The organism is Citrobacter sp. Marseille-Q5395 (assembly GCF_947057495.1).
Classification (GTDB): Bacteria; Pseudomonadota; Gammaproteobacteria; order Enterobacterales; family Enterobacteriaceae; genus Citrobacter; species Citrobacter murliniae.
This window is the reverse complement of record NZ_CAMSEL010000019.1, coordinates 75724-97404: the sequence shown is the minus strand read 5'-3', so window position 1 is coordinate 97404 and position 21681 is coordinate 75724. Positions and strand designations below refer to the sequence as shown.

Here is a 21681-nt window from a genome sequence, read left to right as displayed (position 1 = left end):
GCAATCCTCAAACTCAACGCAGTACCATCAACAGTGCCAGCACGACAACCGCGCCAATGCTCATGGATGCAACATACCAGCGCAAATAGCCATTTTCGCTCAACAGCAGGCCTTTACCTGCGAAGCGAGACAGGATCGCCGGAATGTTCATCATCGAGTTCATTGGATCGCGTTTCAGCAACCAGGCTATGCCCAGGAACGGCTTGACGAATACTTTGTCATACAGCCAGTCAAAGCCCCAGGCGTTATACCACCAGGTTCCCAGCAGGCGACCCGGCGCACTGTTGGCAATTGAGGTCACCAGAGTACGTTTACCCAACCACAGCCAGGCTGCAATCAGGATGCCCGCAATCGCTACGATGCCGGAGGTAATTTCCAGCGTCATCACGCGACCATGCTCAAGCTCAGTTGTTGCCGGGAGCACGCCATGCAGCGGAGGCACAATCAACGCGCCAACGAAGGTGGACAGGATCATAAGTACAATCAGCGGCAGGTGGTGGGTAATCCCCTTCCCTGCGTGAGCGTGAATTTGTTCTTTCCCGTGGAACACGATGAAAATCATACGGAAGGTGTACAGAGAGGTCATAAACGCGCCGACCAGACCTGCAACCATCAGATTGATATGACCGTTCGCCATCGCACCGGCAAGAATCTCATCCTTACTGAAGAAGCCCGCAGTAATCAGCGGCAGAGCCGACAGCGCTGCGCCACCGACCAGGAAGCAGAGATACACCAGCGGAATAGACTTACGCAGGCCGCCCATCTTGAAGATGTTCTGTTCGTGGTGGCAGGCAAGGATAACCGAGCCGGATGCCAGGAACAGCAGTGCTTTAAAGAAGGCGTGCGTCATCAGATGGAAAATCGCCGCATCCCACGCCTGAACACCAAGCGCCAGGAACATGTAGCCAATCTGGCTCATGGTGGAATAGGCGAGAACGCGTTTGATGTCGGTCTGCACCAGCGCCGCGAAACCTGCCAGCACCAGCGTGATAGCTCCGATAATCCCAACCAGGTGCAGGATTTCCGGCGTCATCAGGAACAGGCCGTGGGTACGCGCAATCAGGTAAACACCCGCGGTAACCATCGTTGCGGCGTGGATCAACGCGGAAACAGGCGTCGGGCCAGCCATCGCGTCAGCAAGCCAGGTCTGCAACGGCAACTGCGCCGATTTACCTACCGCACCGCCCAGCAGCATCAGCGTTGCCCACATCAGCATGTTATTGCCATCTGCAAAGTGCGCAGGCGCCAGTTCAACCATTTCGCGGAAGTTCAGCGTGCCCAGCTCGTTGTAGAGGATGAACAGCGCGAACGCCAGGAACACGTCACCGACACGGGTCACCACGAAGGCTTTCATTGCCGCAGCGCCATTCTTCGGATCGGTGTAGTAGAAACCGATCAGCAGATAGGAGCACAGGCCCACGCCTTCCCAACCGAGGTACATCAACAACAGGTTATCAGCCAGTACCAGAACAACCATACTGGCGATAAACAGGTTGGTGTAGGCGAAGAAACGAGAGTATCCCTCTTCACCGCGCATATACCAGGAAGCAAACATGTGGATCAGGAACCCCACGCCGGTCACAACAGAAAGCATGGTCAGTGACAGGCCGTCCAGCACCAGGTTGAAACCGATGTTAAAGTTGCCAACAGACATCCACGTCCACAGCGGAACGCTAAATGCCTGTTTACCGTTGGCGAAGAAATCCACGCCAACAAACGCAGTCACCAGCGCTGCCAGGCCAATCGACCCAACCCCTACGGTAGCGGACAGATTTTCTGACCAACGACCACGAGAAAACGCCAGTAATACAAAGCCAATAAATGGCAGAAGAATGGTTAAGGCAAGCATGTTCATCCACGCATCTCACTTACTGAATCGATGTTCAGGTTCTGGCGACGGCGATGAAGTTGCAGTAACAGCGCAAGTCCGATGCTCGCTTCAGCAGCCGCGAGACTGATGGCGAGGATATACATCACCTGACCATCGGTCTGGCCCCAGTAGCTACCCGCGACCACAAAGGCCAGCGCAGAAGCGTTAATCATGATTTCCAACCCGATCAGCATAAACAGCAGATTGCGGCGGATAACCAGACCGGTTAAGCCCAGCACGAATAAAATCGCAGCGAGGATCAATCCATGTTGTAAGGGGATCATGCGTGCTCCTCCGTTTTTCTTTTCGCGCGATCGTCGGTGCGGTTGCTCAGCACTTCACCCATACGCTCTTCGCGACCGACGTGGAAGGCCACAACCAGACCAGCCAACAGCAGCATCGAAGCCAACTCAACCGCCAGAACATAAGGTCCGAACAGGGAAATACCGACTGCTTTCGCGCTGATTGGCGTACCGTCGATGCCCTGATCATTAACACCCAGAATGGCGTAAACGATGACCACCAGCATGATGGCCGACAGAATTGCCGGACCAATCCATACTTGTGGTTTCAGCCACTGACGTTCCTGTTCAATTTCAGAACCGCCGAGGTTCAGCATCATTACCACGAACACGAACAGCACCATGATGGCGCCCGCATAAACGATAATTTCCAGCGCACCCGCAAAGTAAGCACCTAACGAGAAGAACACCCCAGAAATCGCCAGCAGCGAAATAATCAGATACAGCAGTGCGTGTACCGGATTGGTATGGGTGATCACCCGCAAGGTTGCGAGAATGGCTATCAGGCCACAGATATAAAAAGCGAACTCCATTGCCCCTCTCCTTACGGTAACAGGCTCTTGACGTCGATAGGCTTGGCTTCGTTCTCAGCTTCGCCTTTATCTTTGCCGTCGATTGCCATACCTGCCATCCGGTAGAAGTTATATTCCGGGTATTTGCCCGGACCGGAGATCAGCAGATCCTCTTTCTCGTAAACCAGGTCCTGGCGCTTGTACTCACCCAGTTCAAAGTCTGGGGTAAGCTGAATTGCCGTTGTCGGACAGGCTTCTTCGCACAGGCCACAGAAAATGCAGCGTGAGAAGTTAATGCGGAAAAACTCCGGATACCAGCGGCCATCTTTGGTCTCCGCTTTTTGCAGAGAGATACAACCTACCGGACAGGCTACCGCACACAGGTTACAGGCAACGCAACGTTCTTCACCGTCAGGATCGCGCGTCAGCACGATACGTCCGCGAAAACGGGGTGGTAGATAGACCGGCTCTTCCGGGTACATCTGCGTTTCGCGTTTCGCGAACGCATGCAGGCCGATCATCCAGATACTGCGTACCTGGGTGCCGAAGCCTACTAACAATTCTTTTAAGGTCATGGTCTTTGTGTCCCTTATTGCGCCTGCCAGAGAATGACAGCCGCCGTTACCAGCAAGTTGACGAGCGTCAGCGGCAGGCAGACTTTCCAGCCGAAGGACATTACCTGGTCATAACGAGGACGCGGTAACGACGCACGAATCAAAATGAACATCATCATGAAGAACGCGGTTTTCAGCGCGAACCAGACGAATGGCGGTAAGAACGGGCCATGCCAGCCACCGAAGAACAAGGTAACCATCAGCGCAGAAATGGTGACGATACCAATGTACTCACCCACAAAGAACAGACCGAATTTCATACCGGAGTATTCAATGTGGTAACCATCGGCCAGTTCCTGCTCGGCTTCCGGCTGGTCAAACGGATGACGGTGACACACCGCCACACCCGCGATGGCAAAGGTGACAAAACCAAAGAACTGCGGAATAACGTTCCAGATATCAGCCTGGTTATTGACGATGTCGGTCATATTGAATGAACCGGCTTGCGCCACCACGCCCATCAGGGAAAGTCCGAGAAACACTTCGTAACTGAGCGTCTGCGCAGAAGCACGCATCGCACCCAGCAGCGAGTATTTGTTGTTGCTTGACCAACCGGCGAACAGCACCGCGTAAACGGCCAGACCCGCCATCATCAGGAAGAACAGGATCCCGATGTTCAGATCAGCAACCACCCAGTTCGGGCTGACTGGCACAATTGCAAAAGCCAGCAACAGAGAGGTGAAGGCGATCATCGGTGCCAGAGTAAAGATGACGCGATCCGAGAATTTCGGGATCCAGTCTTCTTTAAAGAACATTTTGATCATGTCCGCGACCAGCTGGAGCGAACCGCCCCAGCCAACACGGTTCGGTCCGTAACGATTCTGGAACAGACCCAGCAGACGACGTTCACCAAAGCTCATGAATGCCCCGCAGGTGACCACCACCAGCAGGATCACTACCGCTTTGAGAATGCTCAGCAGGATCTCAATCAGATCGGGTGTAATCCAACTCATTGTTGTGCCTCCTGCAGATCCTCAAGACGCGCGCCTGCCAGTACCGGTGCGATGCCAGGCATACCCATCGGCAAACCAACCTGCCCTGCCGATAATCCTTCAGAGATTTCAACCGGCAGTGTCACCGTATTGCCATCGTAGCTAAAGGAAACTCGCGTACCGACATTTACGCCCAACTTCGCGGCATCCGCCGGGTTGAGTTTGATGTACGGCTGCGGCATGCGCGTCTGGAAGACCGGTGCGCGCTGGGACATTTCGTCGCTGCCAAACAGATGATAGTAAGGTGCAATACGCCACTGACCATCCTGTGCCTGGAAGCTCGCCGGAACGGTAGTGAAGTAGTCCAGACCGCCTTCTGACGCTTCAATCAGACGCACACCCGGATCGCCATGACGCAGTTTACCGCCCACTTCATCCTGGAACTTGTTCCACGCTTGCGGGGAGTTCCAGCCTGGAGCCCAGGCAAACGGAATCTGTGAACGCGGCGCATCCGGCTGGTTGTTCCCTTCCATTGAGAAAGCGAACATGGTGTCTTTATCCTGCGGCTGACGCGGTTCGTGTACGCTGATGTTGGCGCGCATTGCGGTACGACCGCTGTAACGGTGCGGCTCACGTGCCAGTTTCTGTCCACGGATGCGGAAGCTCGCGTCCGGCGCAGCATCTTTAATGCCTGCCAGCTGCGGCAATGCGGCAACGGCAGCGTCAATAACGTGATCGAGTTGCGTCCAGTCCACTTCGCGGTTTTGCACAGTGCTGTGCAACGAATGCAGCCAACGCCAGCTCTCCAGCATAATCGTTTTGCTGTCGTAGTAGGACGGGTCATACACCTGGAAGAAGCGCTGTGCGCGACCTTCGTTGTTGATGACCGTACCATCGCTCTCAGCAAAGCTTGCGGCAGAAAGCACCAGGTGAGCATTTTCCATGATCGCCGTACGTTGATGGTCAACAACCATCACCAGAGGCGCTTTCGCCAGTGCGGCGTTAACGCGAGTCGCACTTGCATGACGATGCAGGTCGTTTTCCAGCACCACCACCGCGTCAGCACGACCGGTTTCCAGCTCAGTCAGCGCATCCTCAAGAGATCCGCCGCCAATCATGCCCAGACCCATACTGTTCACTGAGCGAGCAATCATGGTAATGCCTACGTCAGCGCCGCGACCTTTCAGCGCCTTCGCCACGTTAGCCGCCGCCTGAATCACTTCTGCGCTACCGGCGTTAGTACCGGAGATAATCAGCGGTTTCTTAGCACCAGCCAGAGCCTGAACGATGACGTCGATTTTGTTCTGCAGGTCACGGTCGATGCCCTCAACCGCTGGCGCGTTGTTATCCAACGCATGAGCGATAGCAAAACCTAACCGCGCCTGATCTTCAACCGGCGCACGGTAAGTCCATGCTGCGATATCATCCAGACGAGTGCTGTCAACGTTGGTCACGAACAGCGGATGCTTGGCTCGCTGACCGATATTAAGGATTGCCGCAATCTGCCAGTCAGCGACTTTTTGCGCCGCAGCCATCTCACGGGCTTTGCCTTTCACAGCCTGACGAACCGCCAGCGCAACACGCGCGCCGGTCTGGGTAACATCTTCGCCCAGTACCAGTACCGCATCATACGATTCGATATCGCGCAGTGCAGGCGTATGAATACCACCGTCACGCAGCACGCTCAGTGCCAGTTGCAGACGTTCCAGTTCGCCCTGAGCAATACCGGTATAAAAGTTTTCCACACCCACCAGTTCACGCAGCGCGAAGTTGCTCTCGACGCTGGCTCGTGGGGAACCGATGCCGATGACTTTCTTCGACTGACGCAGAATATCTGCCGCGCCCTGCATCGCCTGCTCGGCATTAAGGGTTATCAGATCATCGCCGCGACGCTGTACCGGCTGACGCGGACGGTCTTTCAGGTTCACGTAACCATAGCCAAAACGACCACGGTCGCAGAGGAAGTAGTGGTTAACGGTACCGTTGTAGCGGTTTTCGATTCTACGCAGTTCCCCGTAGCGCTCACCCGGGCTGGTGTTACAGCCAATGGAGCATTGCTGGCAGATGCTTGGCGCAAACTGCATGTCCCATTTACGGTTATAACGCTCGGAGTGCGTTTTATCAGTGAATACGCCGGTCGGGCAGATCTCTACCAGGTTGCCGGAGAATTCGCTTTCAAGCGTACCGTCTTCCGGGCGACCAAAGTAGACGTTGTCATGTGCGCCATATACGCCCAGATCCGCGCCATCTGCATAATCTTTGTAGTAGCGTACGCAGCGGTAGCAGGCAATGCAGCGGTTCATTTCGTGAGAGATGAATGGCCCCAGATCCTGGTTGCGGTGAGTACGCTTAGTGAAGCGGTAGCGACGGAAGCTATGACCTGTCATTACGGTCATATCCTGAAGGTGGCAGTTCCCCCCCTCTTCGCAGACCGGACAGTCATGTGGGTGGTTAGTCATCAACCATTCCACCACGCTCTCACGGAACTGTTTCGCTTCTTCGTCGTCAATAGAAATAAAGGTGCCTTCGGTGGCCGGTGTCATACAAGACATCACCAGGCGACCACGCGTGTCTTCCGCGTTTTGGTATTGCTTCACCGCACACTGGCGGCAAGCACCGACGCTTCCCAGCGCCGGGTGCCAGCAAAAGTACGGAATATCAAGGCCGAGAGACAGACAAGCTTCCAGCAGGTTGTCCGCTCCGTTGACCTCATATTCTTTGCCGTCTACATGAATCGTAGCCATAGTCAGCATGCTTCCAGTTGGCCTAAATAACCTTCATCCTTCACACTCTGGCTGTATTGGCTGCCATCGCTCCCCCAGTCATTTAGTTCACTAAACTCCTGGGACTCGCTCTGTTGCTGCCTTGCCACAGCGCGAAGGTCTCGGTTATTTTTTAGGCATTAATCGAAATTTTTTCTCAGGTATCGCAAAACGCCAATACCGCTATTACCAGCGCTCTTTAAGCAGGTTCGGCTGAATACCACCAATTGCATGGGTATTGCTGAAGGTCTGCTTGATGCCAGCTTCGAATTCTTCGCGGAAATATTTAATGGCGCTCTGCAGCGGTTCGACCGCACCCGGTGCGTGTGCACAGAAGGTTTTACCCGGACCGAGGAAACGACACAATTGCTCAAGTGTCTCGATATCCCCAGGCTGGCCTTCACCACGCTCCAGCGCACGCAGAATTTTCACACTCCACGGCAGACCGTCACGACACGGCGTACACCAGCCGCAGGATTCACGGGCAAAGAACTCTTCCAGGTTACGCACCAGCGGTACCATGCCAATCTCGTGATCGACAGCCATTGCCAGCGCGGTACCCAGACGACTCCCCGCTTTACCGATACTTTCGAATTCCATCGGCAGGTCAAGGTGTGCTTCGGTCAGGAAGTCGGTTCCCGCGCCGCCCGGCTGCCAGGCTTTAAACTTCAGGCCATCACGCATGCCACCAGCGTAGTCTTCAAGGATTTCTCGCGCGGTGGTGCCGAAGGGCAGTTCCCACAGTCCCGGGTTTTTCACGCGACCGGAGAACCCCATCAGCTTGGTGCCAGCGTCTTTGCTCTTCGAAATGTTCTGGTACCACTCCACGCCGTTGGCGAGAATTGCCGGCACGTTACATAAGGTTTCGACGTTGTTAACGCAGGTCGGCTTACCCCATGCGCCAGAGCTTGCCGGGAACGGCGGCTTCGAGCGCGGATTAGCACGGCGACCTTCGAGGGAGTTAATCAGTGCGGTTTCTTCACCACAGATGTAACGCCCTGCCCCGGTATGCACGAACAGTTCGAAGTCGAATCCGGTGCCCATGATGTTCTTGCCAAGCAGACCCGCTTCGGTTGCTTCGGCAATCGCACGGCGCAGATGCACAGCCGCTTCAATATATTCACCGCGCAGGAAGATGTAACCACGGTACGCTTTCAGCGCAAACGCAGAGATCAACATACCTTCCACCAACAGGTGCGGCAGTTGTTCCATCAGCAAACGGTCTTTATAGGTACCCGGCTCCATTTCATCCGCGTTACACAGCAGGTAACGGATGTTCATGGATTCGTCTTTCGGCATCAGACTCCACTTAAGACCTGTGGAAAAGCCCGCGCCGCCGCGCCCTTTCAGGCCAGCGTCTTTTACCTGGTTGACGATTTCATCCGGTGACAGCCCGGTCAGGGCTTTACGCGCACCTTCGTAGCCGTTTTTGCTACGGTATTCGTCCAGCCATACTGGCTGTTTGTCATCACGCAGACGCCAGGTCAGCGGATGTGTTTCGGGAGTACGGATAATGTCTTTCATTTATACCGCTCCAGCAGTTCGGGGATGCCTTCCGGGGTCAAGTGAGCGTGAGTGTCCTCATCGATCATCATGTTTGGCCCTTTATCGCAGTTCCCCAGGCAACAGGTTGGCAGCAGCGTAAAGCGACCGTCAAAGGTCGTCTGCCCCGGCTTGATGTTGAGTTTTTTCTCAAGCGCGGCCTGGATCCCCTGATAGCCGTTGATATGGCACACCACGCTGTCGCAATAGCGGATCACATGGCGGCCAACTGGCTGGCGGAAGATCTGGCTGTAGAATGTCGCAACACCTTCAACGTCGCTTGCCGGGATACCCAGCACGTCAGCGATCGCATAGATCGCCCCATCCGGCACCCAGCCACGCTGCTTCTGAACAATTTTCAGCGCTTCAATGGACGCCGCACGCGGGTCTTCGTAGTGGTGCTTCTCGTGCTCAATCGCTTCACGCTCAGCCGCACTCAGCTCAAAAGCCTCGGTTTGTGGTTGTTGATTCTCGTGCATAATTAGCGGTCCACATCTGACATAACAAAATCGATACTACCCAGATGGACGATCAGGTCGGACACCAGGCTGCCACGTACCGCTACCGGGATCTGCTGCAGATGCGCAAAGCTCGGCGTACGGATACGAGTACGGTAACTCATGGTGCTGCCATCGCTGGTCAGGTAGTAACTGTTGATACCCTTGGTCGCTTCAACCATCTGGAAGGACTCGTTCGCCGGCATGACCGGACCCCACGATACTTGCAGGAAGTGGGTGATCAGGGTTTCGATATGTTGAAGCGTGCGCTCTTTCGGTGGCGGCGTGGTCAGCGGGTGATCCGCTTTGAACGGGCCTTCCGGCATGTTGTTGAGGCACTGCTCAAGGATGCGCAGACTCTGACGCAGTTCTTCAACTTTCAGCATTACGCGGGTATAGCAGTCGGATACACCACCACCAACCGGCACTTCAAAGTCAAAGTTTTCGTAGCCAGAGTACGGACGTGATTTACGCACGTCGAAATCAACACCTGTCGCACGCAACGCGGCACCGGTACAACCCCAGTCCAGCGCTTCTTTCTTGCCGTAAGCGGCAACGCCCTGCGAACGACCTTTCAGGATGGTGTTACGCAGCGCCGCTTTCTCGTAAGAATCCAGACGCTTCGGCATCCAGTCCAGGAAATCACGCAGCAGTTTGTCCCAACCGCGCGGCAGATCGTGCGCAACACCGCCAATACGGAACCAGGCCGGGTGCATACGGAAACCCGTGATCGCTTCCACCACGTCATAGATTTTTTGACGGTCGGTAAAGGCGAAGAATACCGGAGTCATTGCGCCGACGTCCTGAATAAACGTCGAGATATACAACAGGTGGCTATTGATACGGAACAGTTCGGAAAGCATTACGCGGATCACGTTGACACGATCCGGTACGGTAATGCCCGCCAGTTTTTCTACCGCCAGCACATAAGGCATTTCGTTGACGCAGCCGCCGAGATATTCGATACGGTCAGTGTACGGAATGTAGCTGTGCCAGGACTGACGTTCACCCATCTTTTCAGCACCACGATGGTGGTAACCGATGTCAGGCACACAGTCGACAATTTCTTCGCCATCAAGCTGTAGAACAATACGGAATGCACCGTGAGAAGACGGGTGGTTAGGACCGAGGTTGAGGAACATAAAGTCCTCATTTTCGGTACTACGCTTCATGCCCCACTCTTCAGGTTTGAAGGTCAGTGATTCCATTTCCAGATCCTGCTTGGCTTTGGTCAGCTCAAACGGATCGAATTCAGTGGCACGCGCCGGGTAATCTTTACGCAGCGGATGTCCCTGCCAGGTATGAGGCATCAGCAGGCGAGTCAGGTGCGGGTGGCCTTCGATATCGATGCCAAACATTTCCCAGGTTTCGCGCTCATACCAGTTAGCGTTCGGGAACAGTTTGGTGAAAGTCGGTACGCGTAGATCGTTTTCAGACAATGCCACCTTGAGCATGATATCGCGATTGCGTTCAATGGAGATCAGGTGATAGAAAACGGAAAAATCCGCGGCAGGTAACCCTTCGCGGTGCGTACGCAGACGTTCGTCCATGCCGTGTAAGTCAAACAGCATGACGTAAGGTTTCGGCAGTCTCTTTAAGAAATCGCCAACTTCCAGTAATTGTTCACGCTTGACCCAAACAACGGGTACCCCGGTGCGAGTCGCCTGAACGGTAAAGGCATCCGGCCCAAAACGGTTGCGCAGTTCGCCAATGACCGGGTCATCGAGATGATCCCGTGTCTGCCATGCAGCTTCTTGCGCGGTTAAGTCGGTCATATTGTTCACCATTGCAAATGGTCCGTGGTGGTCGGCAGTGCTTCGCGCTATTTATGTAGTAATAAGCGAAGGAAGTGCTGCTGCCGACAGGCGCATATTAAATCTCGTCTGGTGTACGAAGATTCGTTACAGCAATACGTTCGCCGCGCTTACGCTCGCGCTCTGACTGCATATTGGCGCGATAAACGCCCTGATCGCCAACCACCCAGGAGAGCGGACGGCGTTCTTTGCCAATGGAGTCTTGCAGCAGCATTAGCGCCTGCATATACGCTTCCGGGCGCGGCGGACATCCCGGGATGTACACATCTACCGGAATAAATTTATCAACGCCCTGCACGACAGAGTAGATATCGTACATACCGCCGGAGTTAGCGCATGCGCCCATGGAAATAACCCATTTTGGTTCCAGCATCTGATCGTAGAGGCGCTGAATAACCGGGGCCATTTTGGTAAAGCAAGTTCCGGCCACAACCATCAGGTCAGCCTGACGCGGAGAAGCACGCAGTACTTCCGCACCAAAGCGGGCCACATCATGCACGGCGGTAAACGAGGTCACCATCTCAACGTAGCAGCAGGAAAGGCCAAAGTTGTATGGCCAAATTGAGTTTTTACGGCCCCAGTTAACCATGTCATGCAGTTTGCCCATGAACACGTTTTTGTTAACTTCTTGCTCCAGGGGGTCGGTTACGATCTCCTGTTTTTGCAGGGGGTAACGGTCGTTCTCACCGTTAGGATCTATGCGGGTGAGCGTATAATCCATCTTAATGCCTCGCGGTTAGCGTTGACGATTAGCGATACTGTTCGTTTCCGGGTTCATACGCTCGCGGCGTGAACGCGCGGGCGTCCAGTCCAGCGCGCCAATACGCACCAGATAAACCAGACCTGCCAGTAACACAAAAATAAAAATTGCAGCTTCCACAAAGCCAATCCAGCCGCTTTCACGGATAGAAGTTGACCATGCGAACAGATACAGCGCTTCAACGTCGAAGATAACGAAGAACATGGCTACCAGATAAAACTTGGCAGACAGGCGCAGGCGGGCGGTGCCGACCGAGTCGATACCTGATTCAAACGGCACGTTTTTAGATCTCGCGCGCGCGCGACCACCTAAAAACCAGCCGCCAACAAGCATCAGGCAGCACAGGCCAATGGCAACAATAAGAAAGATAGCGAATGCCCAGTGATGAGCGATGATTTCAGTGGATGTTGACATACTCATTGCTTACTCATCAAAAGTAGCGCCAAATTCTCTGCTCTTTTCGGCAGATGAACGCCACATCGATTCATGGGGAGGAATAAAAAAAACCTTACAATCACTGTAGAAAATCATTTAAACAGCCAATTGATGGGGTTTTTTACTCCTTTCTATAACCTTTTGTCAACTTTAACAAAAGTTCCCTCACATTATTTTACACCAATCCAATTTCATTAACATAAAGTGCTGTTTAGACTAATTTCGATCGTTTCATTAGTCATTTTCAATGTTGTTGAATCGTGTCCGTAGTGAAGTAAAAAAGATAATACTGCTCTATTTTGACAGGATTTCACTCAGATGCCTCCCCCTAAATGGGAGTATTTTCTTGATCTGTGACACGCTTTTGTTAATTCACCATAAAAAACAGCAACAATTTCTCTAGTTTTTTAACATAGAAACAGATGACACTCCTGTTGTTTGTTTTTCATTCAATTTTAAGGCAAGTTTTTTACCGGCTGATTTTGTTAAGTTTTAGTATACAAAATGGTATCAAGCGCCATTATTTGTATAAAAAAAGAGCCGCTGGATGTTTTTTCACCATTAGCGGCTCTTTTTTACACTTACATTTTATAACGATTATTTGTGACACATTACTCAAAGTCACCTTCAACGATCAGAGAATCATCTCCCCCTTCGGGAGTAAACTGGTTGTATTGCCAGGGGTTTTGATATGTCTGCATCGACTTAAAGATAACCTGAGCCAATTCATTTTTCGTGGTGGGATCGCAGCACAACAGGTATTCCGTTTCAGGTAACGGCGGTAGCCCGTCCACAGCCCCGAGAACGCGCAGGTCCGGACTCATCATTTCTACCGGACGAGCAGTGACGCCCAGTCCCGCTTTCACCGCAGCACGAACCGCTGGTAATGTTGATGCTACATAGGCCAGACGCCACGGGATCTGTGCGGCATTCAGTGTCTCCAGTACGATATCCCGAAACGGACTAGGATCGTCGAGCAGAACCAGAGGAACTGGTTCGCCTTTTTGCAGGATATACTCAGCCGCGCAATACCAGTGTGTCGGTGAGGTGCGCAGATTCAGGCACTCAAAATCACCTGGACGGTTGGTGGTGACCACCAGATCCACTTCCTGCGACTTCAACATATCCACCATGTAAGCGTTACGCTTCACTCTCACATCAAGAGCAAGCTTCGGATATACCGAGCTTATTCGATTGAGCAGGAAAGGCAGTATTGTATCGGCCGATTCATCGGAAGCGCCGATAGTTAACACTCCCTGAAGATTGTTAAACATTAATGATGAGCAGGCCTCATCATTAAAACGCAGTATTTTTCTGGCGTAACCCAAAAGCTGAATACCATGTTCAGTCAGCAGTTTGTTGCGACCATGGCGCGCGAACAACTCTTTCCCCACTAGTTGTTCAAGGCGTTGCATTTGCTGACTCACCGCAGACTGTGTGCGACATACCGCAGCAGCCGCAGCCGCGAAGGTATTCAGGTCGGCAACAGCAACGAAGGTTCTCAGCAGATCGAGGTCGAGGTTAATTATCGGACGATTTGCATTTATCATAATTTTTCACTTACTCGCGGGTCATACCGGGTTAATGCTGTGCATTCAGAAACAAACAATTCCATTTGTAATGTGCTTCCCTCGCAGTTTCACTTAGTGTAACCAAGTGAAAATAAGGATGTATTTGGTGTACAAACGAAACAATTCTCTTTCTGCGCTTTATAATATCCGGGACTCTAATCGGAATATAGTAACGAGAAACAGTCAATTTTTTAGCTTTTGAATGATTCTGACTAATGGGGAAACATGTAAATTTTGTAAATATTGAAAATAGTTAGCAAACATTAATTTACACATTAAAAGCCAAATTTTCAGTATGTTAGAAACAATCAACCAACATGAGAATTATCGCAAAACACGTACCGCACACCATTTCATGAGACTTATCTTAACCTAAAACCACTATATTTATAAGTGTTATCGTGAATAATTCGAAGCAAAATGGTGTTATCTTGAACTTGCGCTTTTACTATTATTAACGCATTCAATAAATGCTGTTTAAATATTAAATAATAATTAATTAAGACTGACACTATTCATTAATTATACTTAACAATAGATTCACACCCTGCCGTTGGCGGATCATACCGATAACAGTCGGACAGCATCAGGACTCAGTATTTTCGAATTACGCCATTTGAGTGATGAGACGATTGCAGACCGCCTAGGCCCATCTAACTATTTTTAACCAGACAAATCACCACCACCAAAGGATAACTACAAAATAAAAACCCATTAAATACATTATTAATAGAATTAAGCACTATAATTAATATATTAATTAGTCGTTAACAGTGAATTATAACTTCATGCCGGATCGAAATCTTCTACTAAAGACCCTTCAAAACTCACCGTCGTGGGAGTACATTGTTCTGTGCTGACTTCCACGGCAGGGAGTGGCATTCACAGCTAAAAAGGTCAAGATTCATGTCCCCCATTGAAAAATCCAGCAAATTAGAAAATGTCTGTTATGACATTCGTGGCCCGGTTCTGAAGGAAGCAAAGCGCCTGGAAGAAGAAGGCAATAAAGTTCTGAAACTGAATATCGGCAACCCCGCGCCATTCGGATTTGAAGCGCCAGATGAGATTCTGGTTGATGTGATCCGCAATTTACCAACAGCGCAGGGATATTGCGACTCCAAAGGCCTTTATTCCGCCCGTAAAGCGATCATGCAACATTACCAGGCTCGTGGGATGCGCGATGTTACCGTCGAAGACATCTATATTGGTAACGGCGTTTCCGAGTTGATAGTCCAGGCGATGCAGGCGTTGTTGAACAGTGGGGACGAAATGCTGGTACCTGCGCCCGATTATCCGCTGTGGACAGCTGCGGTATCGCTCTCCGGCGGTAACGCCGTGCACTACCTGTGCGATGAGTCTTCAGACTGGTTCCCGGATCTGGATGATATTCGCGCCAAAATCACCCCACGCACGCGTGGGATCGTCATCATCAACCCGAACAACCCCACCGGTGCCGTTTATTCCAAAGAACTGCTGATGGAGATTGTTGAGATTGCACGCCAGAACAATCTTATTATCTTTGCCGACGAAATTTACGACAAGATCCTCTATGATGACGCCGAGCACCATTCGATCGCCGCAATGGCTCCGGACCTGCTGACCATCACCTTTAACGGCCTGTCAAAAACCTACCGTGTTGCTGGTTTCCGCCAGGGCTGGATGGTGCTGAATGGACCGAAGAAACATGCCAAAGGGTATATCGAAGGTCTTGAAATGCTGGCATCTATGCGTTTGTGCGCCAACGTTCCTGCACAGCATGCCATCCAGACCGCACTGGGAGGCTACCAAAGCATTAGCGAATTCATCATGCCGGGCGGACGCCTGTATGAACAGCGCAATCGTGCCTGGGAATTGCTGAACGATATTCCCGGCGTCTCCTGCGTCAAACCGCGCGGCGCACTGTATATGTTCCCAAAAATTGATGCGAAGCGGTTCAATATTCATGACGACCAGAAGATGGTGCTCGATTTCCTGCTCCAGGAAAAAGTCCTGCTGGTACAGGGAACCGCATTCAACTGGCCGTGGCCGGACCACTTCCGTATCGTAACGCTGCCGCGTATTGACGATATCGAAATGTCGCTGAGTAAATTCGAACGTTTCCTGTCAGGCTATCGTCAGTTGTAATAACGTTGAGCGCCGCCGGAATTTGCATCCGGCGGCACTCTCTGCGCACAATACCTTTACTGAAGTCACTGAGTAAGGGTCGTTATGAAGCAGAGCCATTTTTTTGCCCACCTCTCCCGTCTGAAGCTCATTAATCGCTGGCCATTGATGCGCAACGTGCGCACCGAAAATGTGTCTGAGCATAGCCTGCAGGTTGCGATGGTTGCTCATGCGCTGGCCGCTATCAAGAATCGTAAATTTGGTGGTCAGGTTAATGCCGAACGCATTGCCCTGCTGGCGATGTACCACGATGCTTCCGAAGTGCTGACCGGTGATCTCCCTACCCCGGTTAAATACTTCAACTCGCAAATTGCTCAGGAATATAAAGCCATTGAGAAAATTGCCCAGCAGAAGCTGGTCGATATGGTCCCAGATGAGCTGCGTGATATTTTTGCGCCATTAATTGATGAACACGCTTACAGCGATGAAGAGAAATCTATTGTTAAACAGGCCGATGCCCTTTGCGCTTATCTGAAGTGTCTGGAGGAACTCTCGGCCGGTAACAACGAATTTTTGCTGGCGAAAACACGACTGGAAAAAACGCTGGAGTCACGTCGTAGCGAAGAGATGGATTATTTTATGGATATGTTCGTGCCAAGTTTCCACTTATCTCTTGACGAGATTAGTCAGGATTCTCCGCTATAAGACGCGTTACCAGATAGAGTAAGGCCTGACCGGCTTACAGGAAGGCGTTGTTGGCCCGGTAGCGCAACGCCACCGGGCCATACCATCCGTCAAAACGGGAACAGCATCGGGATCATTACTACGCACACCGCCATGACAATAACCGTAAATGGCACACCAATCTTCACGAAGTCGCTGAAAGTGTAGTTTCCCGGTCCCAGCACCAGCGTGTTGACCGGTGAGGAGACCGGCGTCATAAAGGCCGCGGATGCCGCCATCGCAACCCCCATCGCAAAAGGATACGGCGAAACCCCCATAGACTTCGCTGCCGCCAGCGCAATTGGTGCCATCAGAACTGCCGTCGCGGTATTTGAGATAAATAATCCAATGGTTGCACACAGTACGAACAGGCAACCCAGCATCATGTACGGGCCATACCCTCCACCGACGTCCATCAACCCTTTCACCACCAGATCGACACCGCCTGTTTTTTGCAGGGCCAGCGCAAAAGGCATCATCCCGACAATCAAGATAATACTCGGCCAGTGAATCGCTTTATACGCGCTCTCAGCATCAATACAACGGAATTTGCCCATCAGCAGGCACGCGATGAGAGCGGCAACCGTGTTAGGTATTTCATCGGTCAGCATCAGAGCGACCATAAGAACCAGGCAAAAAATCGCATGCGGTGCCTGACTGTGTGCCGGGGAAGCTTCACTCACTTCCACTGGCATATTCAGCACCACAAAGTCACGCCCCTTTTTCCCCATCAAGGCAATGACTTTCCAGTTTCCCACTACCAGAATAATATCCCCCATCAGCAGCGGCTCATCCACAACCGCCCCGGCAAGCGCAGTACCATCACGCTTTAATCCAACAACATTCAGCCCATAACGGGTACGAAATCCTATTTCCCGTACCGTTTTACCAATTAACTCCGATTCCGGGATCAGTGAAATCTCAGCCATGCCAACATCAAGCGCCTGTTCGGAGAAATATTCACCACGCAGCACCATTGGCTCCAGCAGTTGTTCGCTACAAAATTCACGCAAATCCACATCGGCAGCGGACATGTCTATCAACAAAACATCACGCGCCCGAAACTCAGAAACCCCGTTAACGTCCACGATAACGCGACGAAAGCGACGCCAGCGTTCAACGCCAATCACATTCGCCCCGTAACGTTCACGTAATTTAAGGTCATCCAGGCGCTGGCCAATCATCGGCGATCCAGGACGAATAGCCAGCCGACGGGCACGCCCGGTGAGGCGATATTCTTTAATGAGATCGCGAAAGGTCCGGCGTTTCCATCCGTCACCCTGCTGCCCGGCAACGTCCCCTTTGAGCATAAAACGCATCAACAGCATATAAATAATGCCGAGTACGAGAACAACCAGCCCCAGAGGCGTAACGCTGAAGAAACTGAAGCCGTTAAGCCCTTCACGCAGCAACTCACTGTTAACGACCAGGTTAGGTGGTGTTGCCACCAACGTCATCATCCCGCTGATCAATCCGGCAAAGCTCAGCGGCATCATCAGGCGTGAGGGGGATATTTGCATGCGCATGGATACGCTTAAGACAACCGGAATAAAAATGGCGACCACGCCGGTAGAGCTCATAAATGCCCCGAGACCGGCAACGGTTATCATCAACAGCACCAGCATTTTGACTTCGCTACTGCCGGCGACCTTAACCAACCAGGCCCCCATCACCGTCGCCACCCCGGTACGCACCAGGCCGTCGCCAATAATAAATAAGGCCGCTATCAAAATAACGTTAGGATCGCTAAAACCGGAAAAAGCTTCTGTGATGCTCAGTGTTCCACTCAGAACAAAGGCAATAATAACCAGCAAAGCGACCGCGTCCATACGCACTCTGCCAGTTGCAAACAAAACGACGGCGATAGCCAACAATGAGAGAACCCATACCAATTCACCGTTCACAACATATCCTTGTTAAATGAGAGGGATAGACCGATTCTGCCATAAAAAAGCCCCAACAATCTGGGGCTAAATCACGATCAGGTATTTCTTACAACGCTCACATTTCCGTTAGGTTGTTTGGTCACGGAAATATGTTCCAGACTGGTCAGCGAAAAGTCGACCTCATCCAGACGCGGTGTGTCTGCGGGGGCATTCACGGCAATAACATGACACCCTGCCGCCAGACCAGAGAGCACACCAGCTGGCGCATCCTCTACAACAGCACACTCTCGCGGTGCAAGGCCGAGCAGTTGCGCTCCCAAAAGATATGCATCTGGCTCCGGCTTACCTCTTTTTACCCGTTCGGCAGTGACAAACACTTCAGGGGCCGGCAGACCCGCGACACGATGACGTGCCCGCGCCACCGGCATTGATCCGGAGGTCACTATCGCCCACGGGATCCCCGCTTTATTGAGGTGATTCAGTAAATCAACCGCCCCGGGTAGTGCGATGATCCCGTCAGTCTCAGTCGCCTCTATTTGCTCCAGGCGCGTAAACTCCGCTGCGATCTCCGCTTCGGATTTCCCGACCATAAAGTGCCGCAGAGAGGTTATCGCCTGCTTGCCATGAATAAAGCCCAGCACTTCGTCGTGATCAAGGCCAAAACGATCGGCCCAGTTACACCATGCACGTTCTACTGCTGGTAAGGAATCGACAAGCGTTCCATCCAGATCAAACAGAAAGCCTTTGCACTGCACGCTCGCCCCCTCAGGCATTAATGATTTGGTTAATTTCGTTCGCGCTCAGGTGATACTGACGCGGGCAAGAGTGCCAGACATTCAGCATGCGCTGATATTTTTCCCACATTGGCGTCTGGGCGTTGAAGCCATGCGTACCCGCATCAAAATGGGTATAACGCCCTTCTACATTGACCATAAAACGAACGTATCCCAGGAAGCGCGCTTCCGTTGCGGCATCAAAGCCGAGGAACGTGACGCGACGTTCGTCAATAGTCTGCGCGTCTTTAAGGTTAGTCCAGGAGACGTGTAATGCATGATACATCTCCATAATATCGATAATTGTGCGACAGGTTTCTTCCGTCAGCTCGCCAAACTCACGATCAAGCTCGCGCATCTGCAAACCGTAACCGCGTTCAATAATCGTCTGCAAACGACGATAGCGTTCGGCATTACCAGGATCGAGCATAGTCATCATTTTGTACTGGTTGGACAAAATAAGACGTTGAGCGTTGGTCATTTCCATTTGGGACTCCTGTATCACTACTGCTGCAATGAAAAAAAGAAGGCATCTTGTGCCTTCTTTTATATGCGTAATCCGGGGTCAATTACAAATCATCAAGAAAAGTTTTATCCAGTTGTTTGAAGGCGCGCTTAAGCGTGTCAGCTAGCGCCTGATAATCCGGCTTTCCTTCCACCGGTGCCAGCGCTTGTCCGGCCTCTTGTAATTTTCCCCGAACCTCATAGAACCAGTTGAGTATGGATGGTGGCAACGGCGTGACAGAACGTTTACCTAACCACCACATACCCTGCATCGGCAGGCTAAGCGCAAACAATGCGGTCGCCACAGCCGGTCCCAACTGCCCCCCCAGCGCAATTTGCCAGCATAAGGTAAATACGGCGATAGGCGGCATAAAACGGGTAGCATAACGCGTCATGCGAATCACGCGGTTCTCAACAAATACTGGCGCAAGGCGCTTTTCCATCGGCCACGTCTTTGCGTAGTGCTGCCCCCGGCGAAACAAACTGAAAAAATTTACGGAGCGATTATCCGGTGTCGACATGGCGGTTACCTCAACTTCACATATAAAATTTAAAAAATTTGTGCAAAACAACAACTACAGAGGACATCGTTCAAAACATTTTGTCTTCGATACCCACAATCAGGTATCCTGTGTCGGCCTGTAAGGCCTTTAGTCCAAAATCATTGAGTCGTCAAACTGGCATACAGTATGCCATTGGCTGAAAATTACGCAAAATGACATAGACTCAAAGGTATTTATTCCATCGTGCCCAAAAAGACAATGGCGCATGATGTTAATCATAAACGTCGGTGTCATCATGCGCTACGCTCTATGACTCCCTGACGTTTTTTTAGCCACGTATCATAAATAGGTACTTCCATGTCGAGTAAGTTAGTACTGGTTCTGAACTGCGGTAGCTCCTCACTGAAATTTGCCATCATCGATGCAGTAAACGGTGAAGAATACCTTTCTGGTTTAGCCGAATGTTTCCATCTCCCAGAAGCACGTATCAAGTGGAAAATGGACGGCGGTAAACAAGAAGCGGCTTTAGGTGCAGGCGCCGCTCACAGTGAAGCGCTGAACTTCATCGTTAACACTATTCTGGCACAAAAACCGGAATTGTCTGCGCAACTGACCGCAATTGGTCACCGTATCGTACACGGCGGCGAGAAGTATACCAGCTCCGTGGTTATCGACGATTCCGTTATCCAGGGCATCAAAGATTCTGCCTCTTTCGCACCGCTGCATAACCCGGCTCACCTGATCGGTATTGCTGAAGCGCTGAAATCCTTCCCGAATCTGAAAGATAAAAACGTGGCTGTGTTTGACACTGCGTTCCATCAGACTATGCCGGAAGAATCTTACCTCTACGCCCTGCCGTACAGCCTGTACAAAGAACACGGCGTTCGTCGTTACGGCGCGCACGGTACCAGCCACTTCTTCGTAACTCAGGAAGCGGCAAAAATGCTGAACAAACCGGTTGATGAACTGAACATCATCACTTGCCACCTGGGCAACGGCGGTTCTGTTTCTGCTATCCGTAACGGTAAATGTGTTGATACCTCCATGGGTCTGACCCCGCTGGAAGGTCTGGTGATGGGTACACGTTCCGGTGACATCGACCCGGCGATCATCTTCCACCTGCACGACACGCTGGGCATGAGCGTTGACGCTATCAACAAAATGCTGACTAAAGAGTCCGGCCTGCTGGGCCTGACCGAAGTCACCAGCGACTGCCGTTATGTTGAAGACAACTACACCACCAAAGAAGACGCTAAACGTGCAATGGACGTTTACTGCCACCGTCTGGCGAAATACATCGGTTCTTACACTGCGCTGATGGATGGTCGTCTGGATGCAGTTGTCTTCACCGGTGGTATCGGTGAGAACGCAGCGATGGTTCGCGAACTGTCTCTGGGCAAACTGGGCGTTCTGGGCTTTGAAGTTGACCACGAACGTAACCTGGCCGCACGTTTCGGCAAATCTGGTTTCATCAACAAAGAAGGTACCCGTCCTGCGGTGGTTATCCCAACCAACGAAGAACTGGTTATCGCGCAAGACGCGAGCCGTCTGACTGCCTGATTTCACACCGCCAGCCTA

The 21681-nt window shown here is 51.9% G+C and carries 19 protein-coding genes; 3 read left to right on the top strand and 16 right to left on the bottom strand.

Features of this window, described 5'->3' with window-relative positions; all coding sequences use genetic code 11:
- Positions 1–13: 13 nt before the first annotated feature.
- The 12 genes from nuoL to lrhA form a co-directional block, all read right to left on the bottom strand.
- Complete coding sequence (gene nuoL / locus OH663_RS20070) at positions 14–1855, bottom strand: NADH-quinone oxidoreductase subunit L (protein WP_045445564.1); 1842 nt, start codon at positions 1853–1855, stop codon at positions 14–16.
- Complete coding sequence (gene nuoK, locus OH663_RS20065) at positions 1852–2154, bottom strand: NADH-quinone oxidoreductase subunit NuoK (RefSeq protein ID WP_000612644.1); 303 nt, start codon at positions 2152–2154, stop codon at positions 1852–1854. Before nuoK ends, nuoL begins: the two co-directional genes overlap by 4 nt.
- Positions 2151–2705 carry an NADH-quinone oxidoreductase subunit J gene (gene nuoJ / locus OH663_RS20060; protein ID WP_045445570.1) on the bottom strand — a complete coding sequence of 185 codons (555 nt, stop codon included), beginning with the start codon at positions 2703–2705 and terminating at the stop codon, positions 2151–2153. Before nuoJ ends, nuoK begins: the two co-directional genes overlap by 4 nt.
- Before the next feature lie 11 nt (positions 2706–2716).
- Positions 2717–3259, bottom strand: a complete 543-nt coding sequence (nuoI, locus tag OH663_RS20055) for an NADH-quinone oxidoreductase subunit NuoI (protein WP_005129470.1) — start codon at positions 3257–3259, stop codon at positions 2717–2719.
- A 14-nt stretch (positions 3260–3273) separates the two neighbouring features.
- Positions 3274–4251, bottom strand: a complete 978-nt coding sequence (gene nuoH, locus OH663_RS20050) for an NADH-quinone oxidoreductase subunit NuoH (protein ID WP_003028063.1) — start codon at positions 4249–4251, stop codon at positions 3274–3276.
- Positions 4248–6974: an NADH-quinone oxidoreductase subunit NuoG gene (nuoG, locus tag OH663_RS20045; protein WP_200010209.1), complete on the bottom strand. Its 2727-nt coding sequence runs from the start codon at positions 6972–6974 to the stop codon at positions 4248–4250. Before nuoG ends, nuoH begins: the two co-directional genes overlap by 4 nt.
- A 204-nt stretch (positions 6975–7178) precedes the next feature.
- Positions 7179–8516: an NADH-quinone oxidoreductase subunit NuoF gene (nuoF, locus tag OH663_RS20040; protein WP_003839356.1), complete on the bottom strand. Its 1338-nt coding sequence runs from the start codon at positions 8514–8516 to the stop codon at positions 7179–7181.
- A complete protein-coding gene (gene nuoE, locus OH663_RS20035) occupies positions 8513–9013 on the bottom strand; it encodes an NADH-quinone oxidoreductase subunit NuoE (RefSeq protein WP_003028069.1) in 501 nt (166 codons plus the stop codon). Before nuoE ends, nuoF begins: the two co-directional genes overlap by 4 nt.
- Before the next feature lie 2 nt (positions 9014–9015).
- Entirely contained in the window at positions 9016–10818 is a 1803-nt protein-coding gene (gene nuoC / locus OH663_RS20030; protein WP_075261760.1) for an NADH-quinone oxidoreductase subunit C/D, read from the bottom strand.
- A gap of 85 nt (positions 10819–10903) precedes the next feature.
- Positions 10904–11566 (bottom strand): NADH-quinone oxidoreductase subunit NuoB, encoded by a 663-nt coding sequence (nuoB, locus tag OH663_RS20025; protein WP_003028075.1) that lies wholly within the window; start codon positions 11564–11566, stop codon positions 10904–10906.
- Between the two features lie 15 nt (positions 11567–11581).
- Entirely contained in the window at positions 11582–12025 is a 444-nt protein-coding gene (gene nuoA, locus OH663_RS20020) for an NADH-quinone oxidoreductase subunit NuoA (RefSeq protein ID WP_003028077.1), read from the bottom strand.
- Between the two features lie 626 nt (positions 12026–12651).
- A complete protein-coding gene (lrhA, locus tag OH663_RS20015) occupies positions 12652–13590 on the bottom strand; it encodes a transcriptional regulator LrhA (protein WP_045445582.1) in 939 nt (312 codons plus the stop codon).
- A 927-nt stretch (positions 13591–14517) separates the two neighbouring features.
- On the opposite strand from lrhA, the gene alaA reads away from it, so the two are divergent.
- A complete protein-coding gene (gene alaA / locus OH663_RS20010; protein WP_003028082.1) occupies positions 14518–15735 on the top strand; it encodes an alanine transaminase AlaA in 1218 nt (405 codons plus the stop codon).
- An 84-nt stretch (positions 15736–15819) separates the two neighbouring features.
- Entirely contained in the window at positions 15820–16419 is a 600-nt protein-coding gene (gene yfbR / locus OH663_RS20005; RefSeq protein ID WP_045445585.1) for a 5'-deoxynucleotidase, read from the top strand.
- An 89-nt stretch (positions 16420–16508) separates the two neighbouring features.
- Here the strand turns inward: yfbR and OH663_RS20000 are convergent, their stop codons facing one another.
- The 4 genes from OH663_RS20000 to yfbV form a co-directional block, all read right to left on the bottom strand.
- Entirely contained in the window at positions 16509–18341 is a 1833-nt protein-coding gene (locus OH663_RS20000; protein WP_045445588.1) for an SLC13 family permease, read from the bottom strand.
- 77 nt (positions 18342–18418) lie between these two features.
- Positions 18419–19096 carry a sugar phosphatase gene (locus tag OH663_RS19995; protein ID WP_075261759.1) on the bottom strand — a complete coding sequence of 226 codons (678 nt, stop codon included), beginning with the start codon at positions 19094–19096 and terminating at the stop codon, positions 18419–18421.
- Positions 19089–19583, bottom strand: coding sequence for a YfbU family protein (locus tag OH663_RS19990; protein ID WP_045445594.1), 495 nt, complete (start codon positions 19581–19583; stop codon positions 19089–19091). The genes OH663_RS19995 and OH663_RS19990 overlap by 8 nt, the downstream gene beginning before the upstream one ends.
- Before the next feature lie 82 nt (positions 19584–19665).
- Positions 19666–20121: a terminus macrodomain insulation protein YfbV gene (gene yfbV / locus OH663_RS19985; RefSeq protein WP_045445597.1), complete on the bottom strand. Its 456-nt coding sequence runs from the start codon at positions 20119–20121 to the stop codon at positions 19666–19668.
- A gap of 339 nt (positions 20122–20460) precedes the next feature.
- On the opposite strand from yfbV, the gene ackA reads away from it, so the two are divergent.
- The gene (ackA, locus tag OH663_RS19980; RefSeq protein WP_045445600.1) at positions 20461–21663 is read left to right on the top strand and encodes an acetate kinase; all 1203 of its coding nucleotides are present in this window, start codon (positions 20461–20463) and stop codon (positions 21661–21663) included.
- Positions 21664–21681 lie beyond the last annotated feature (18 nt).

What these genes read in the sequence shown, in the direction of transcription:
- nuoE (WP_003028069.1), bottom strand. Translation starts at nt 9,013, where the DNA reads ATGCACGAGAATCAACAACCACAAACCGAGGCTTTTGAGCTGAGTGCG.
- nuoI (WP_005129470.1), bottom strand. Translation starts at nt 3,259, where the DNA reads ATGACCTTAAAAGAATTGTTAGTAGGCTTCGGCACCCAGGTACGCAGT.
- yfbV (WP_045445597.1), bottom strand. Translation starts at nt 20,121, where the DNA reads ATGTCGACACCGGATAATCGCTCCGTAAATTTTTTCAGTTTGTTTCGC.
- OH663_RS19990 (WP_045445594.1), bottom strand. Translation starts at nt 19,583, where the DNA reads ATGGAAATGACCAACGCTCAACGTCTTATTTTGTCCAACCAGTACAAA.
- nuoG (WP_200010209.1), bottom strand. Translation starts at nt 6,974, where the DNA reads ATGGCTACGATTCATGTAGACGGCAAAGAATATGAGGTCAACGGAGCG.
- lrhA (WP_045445582.1), bottom strand. Translation starts at nt 13,590, where the DNA reads ATGATAAATGCAAATCGTCCGATAATTAACCTCGACCTCGATCTGCTG.
- nuoK (WP_000612644.1), bottom strand. Translation starts at nt 2,154, where the DNA reads ATGATCCCCTTACAACATGGATTGATCCTCGCTGCGATTTTATTCGTG.
- ackA (WP_045445600.1), top strand. Translation starts at nt 20,461, where the DNA reads ATGTCGAGTAAGTTAGTACTGGTTCTGAACTGCGGTAGCTCCTCACTG.
- nuoC (WP_075261760.1), bottom strand. Translation starts at nt 10,818, where the DNA reads ATGGTGAACAATATGACCGACTTAACCGCGCAAGAAGCTGCATGGCAG.
- nuoL (WP_045445564.1), bottom strand. Translation starts at nt 1,855, where the DNA reads ATGAACATGCTTGCCTTAACCATTCTTCTGCCATTTATTGGCTTTGTA.
- nuoA (WP_003028077.1), bottom strand. Translation starts at nt 12,025, where the DNA reads ATGAGTATGTCAACATCCACTGAAATCATCGCTCATCACTGGGCATTC.
- nuoH (WP_003028063.1), bottom strand. Translation starts at nt 4,251, where the DNA reads ATGAGTTGGATTACACCCGATCTGATTGAGATCCTGCTGAGCATTCTC.
- nuoJ (WP_045445570.1), bottom strand. Translation starts at nt 2,705, where the DNA reads ATGGAGTTCGCTTTTTATATCTGTGGCCTGATAGCCATTCTCGCAACC.
- nuoF (WP_003839356.1), bottom strand. Translation starts at nt 8,516, where the DNA reads ATGAAAGACATTATCCGTACTCCCGAAACACATCCGCTGACCTGGCGT.
- alaA (WP_003028082.1), top strand. Translation starts at nt 14,518, where the DNA reads ATGTCCCCCATTGAAAAATCCAGCAAATTAGAAAATGTCTGTTATGAC.
- yfbR (WP_045445585.1), top strand. Translation starts at nt 15,820, where the DNA reads ATGAAGCAGAGCCATTTTTTTGCCCACCTCTCCCGTCTGAAGCTCATT.
- nuoB (WP_003028075.1), bottom strand. Translation starts at nt 11,566, where the DNA reads ATGGATTATACGCTCACCCGCATAGATCCTAACGGTGAGAACGACCGT.
- OH663_RS19995 (WP_075261759.1), bottom strand. Translation starts at nt 19,096, where the DNA reads ATGCCTGAGGGGGCGAGCGTGCAGTGCAAAGGCTTTCTGTTTGATCTG.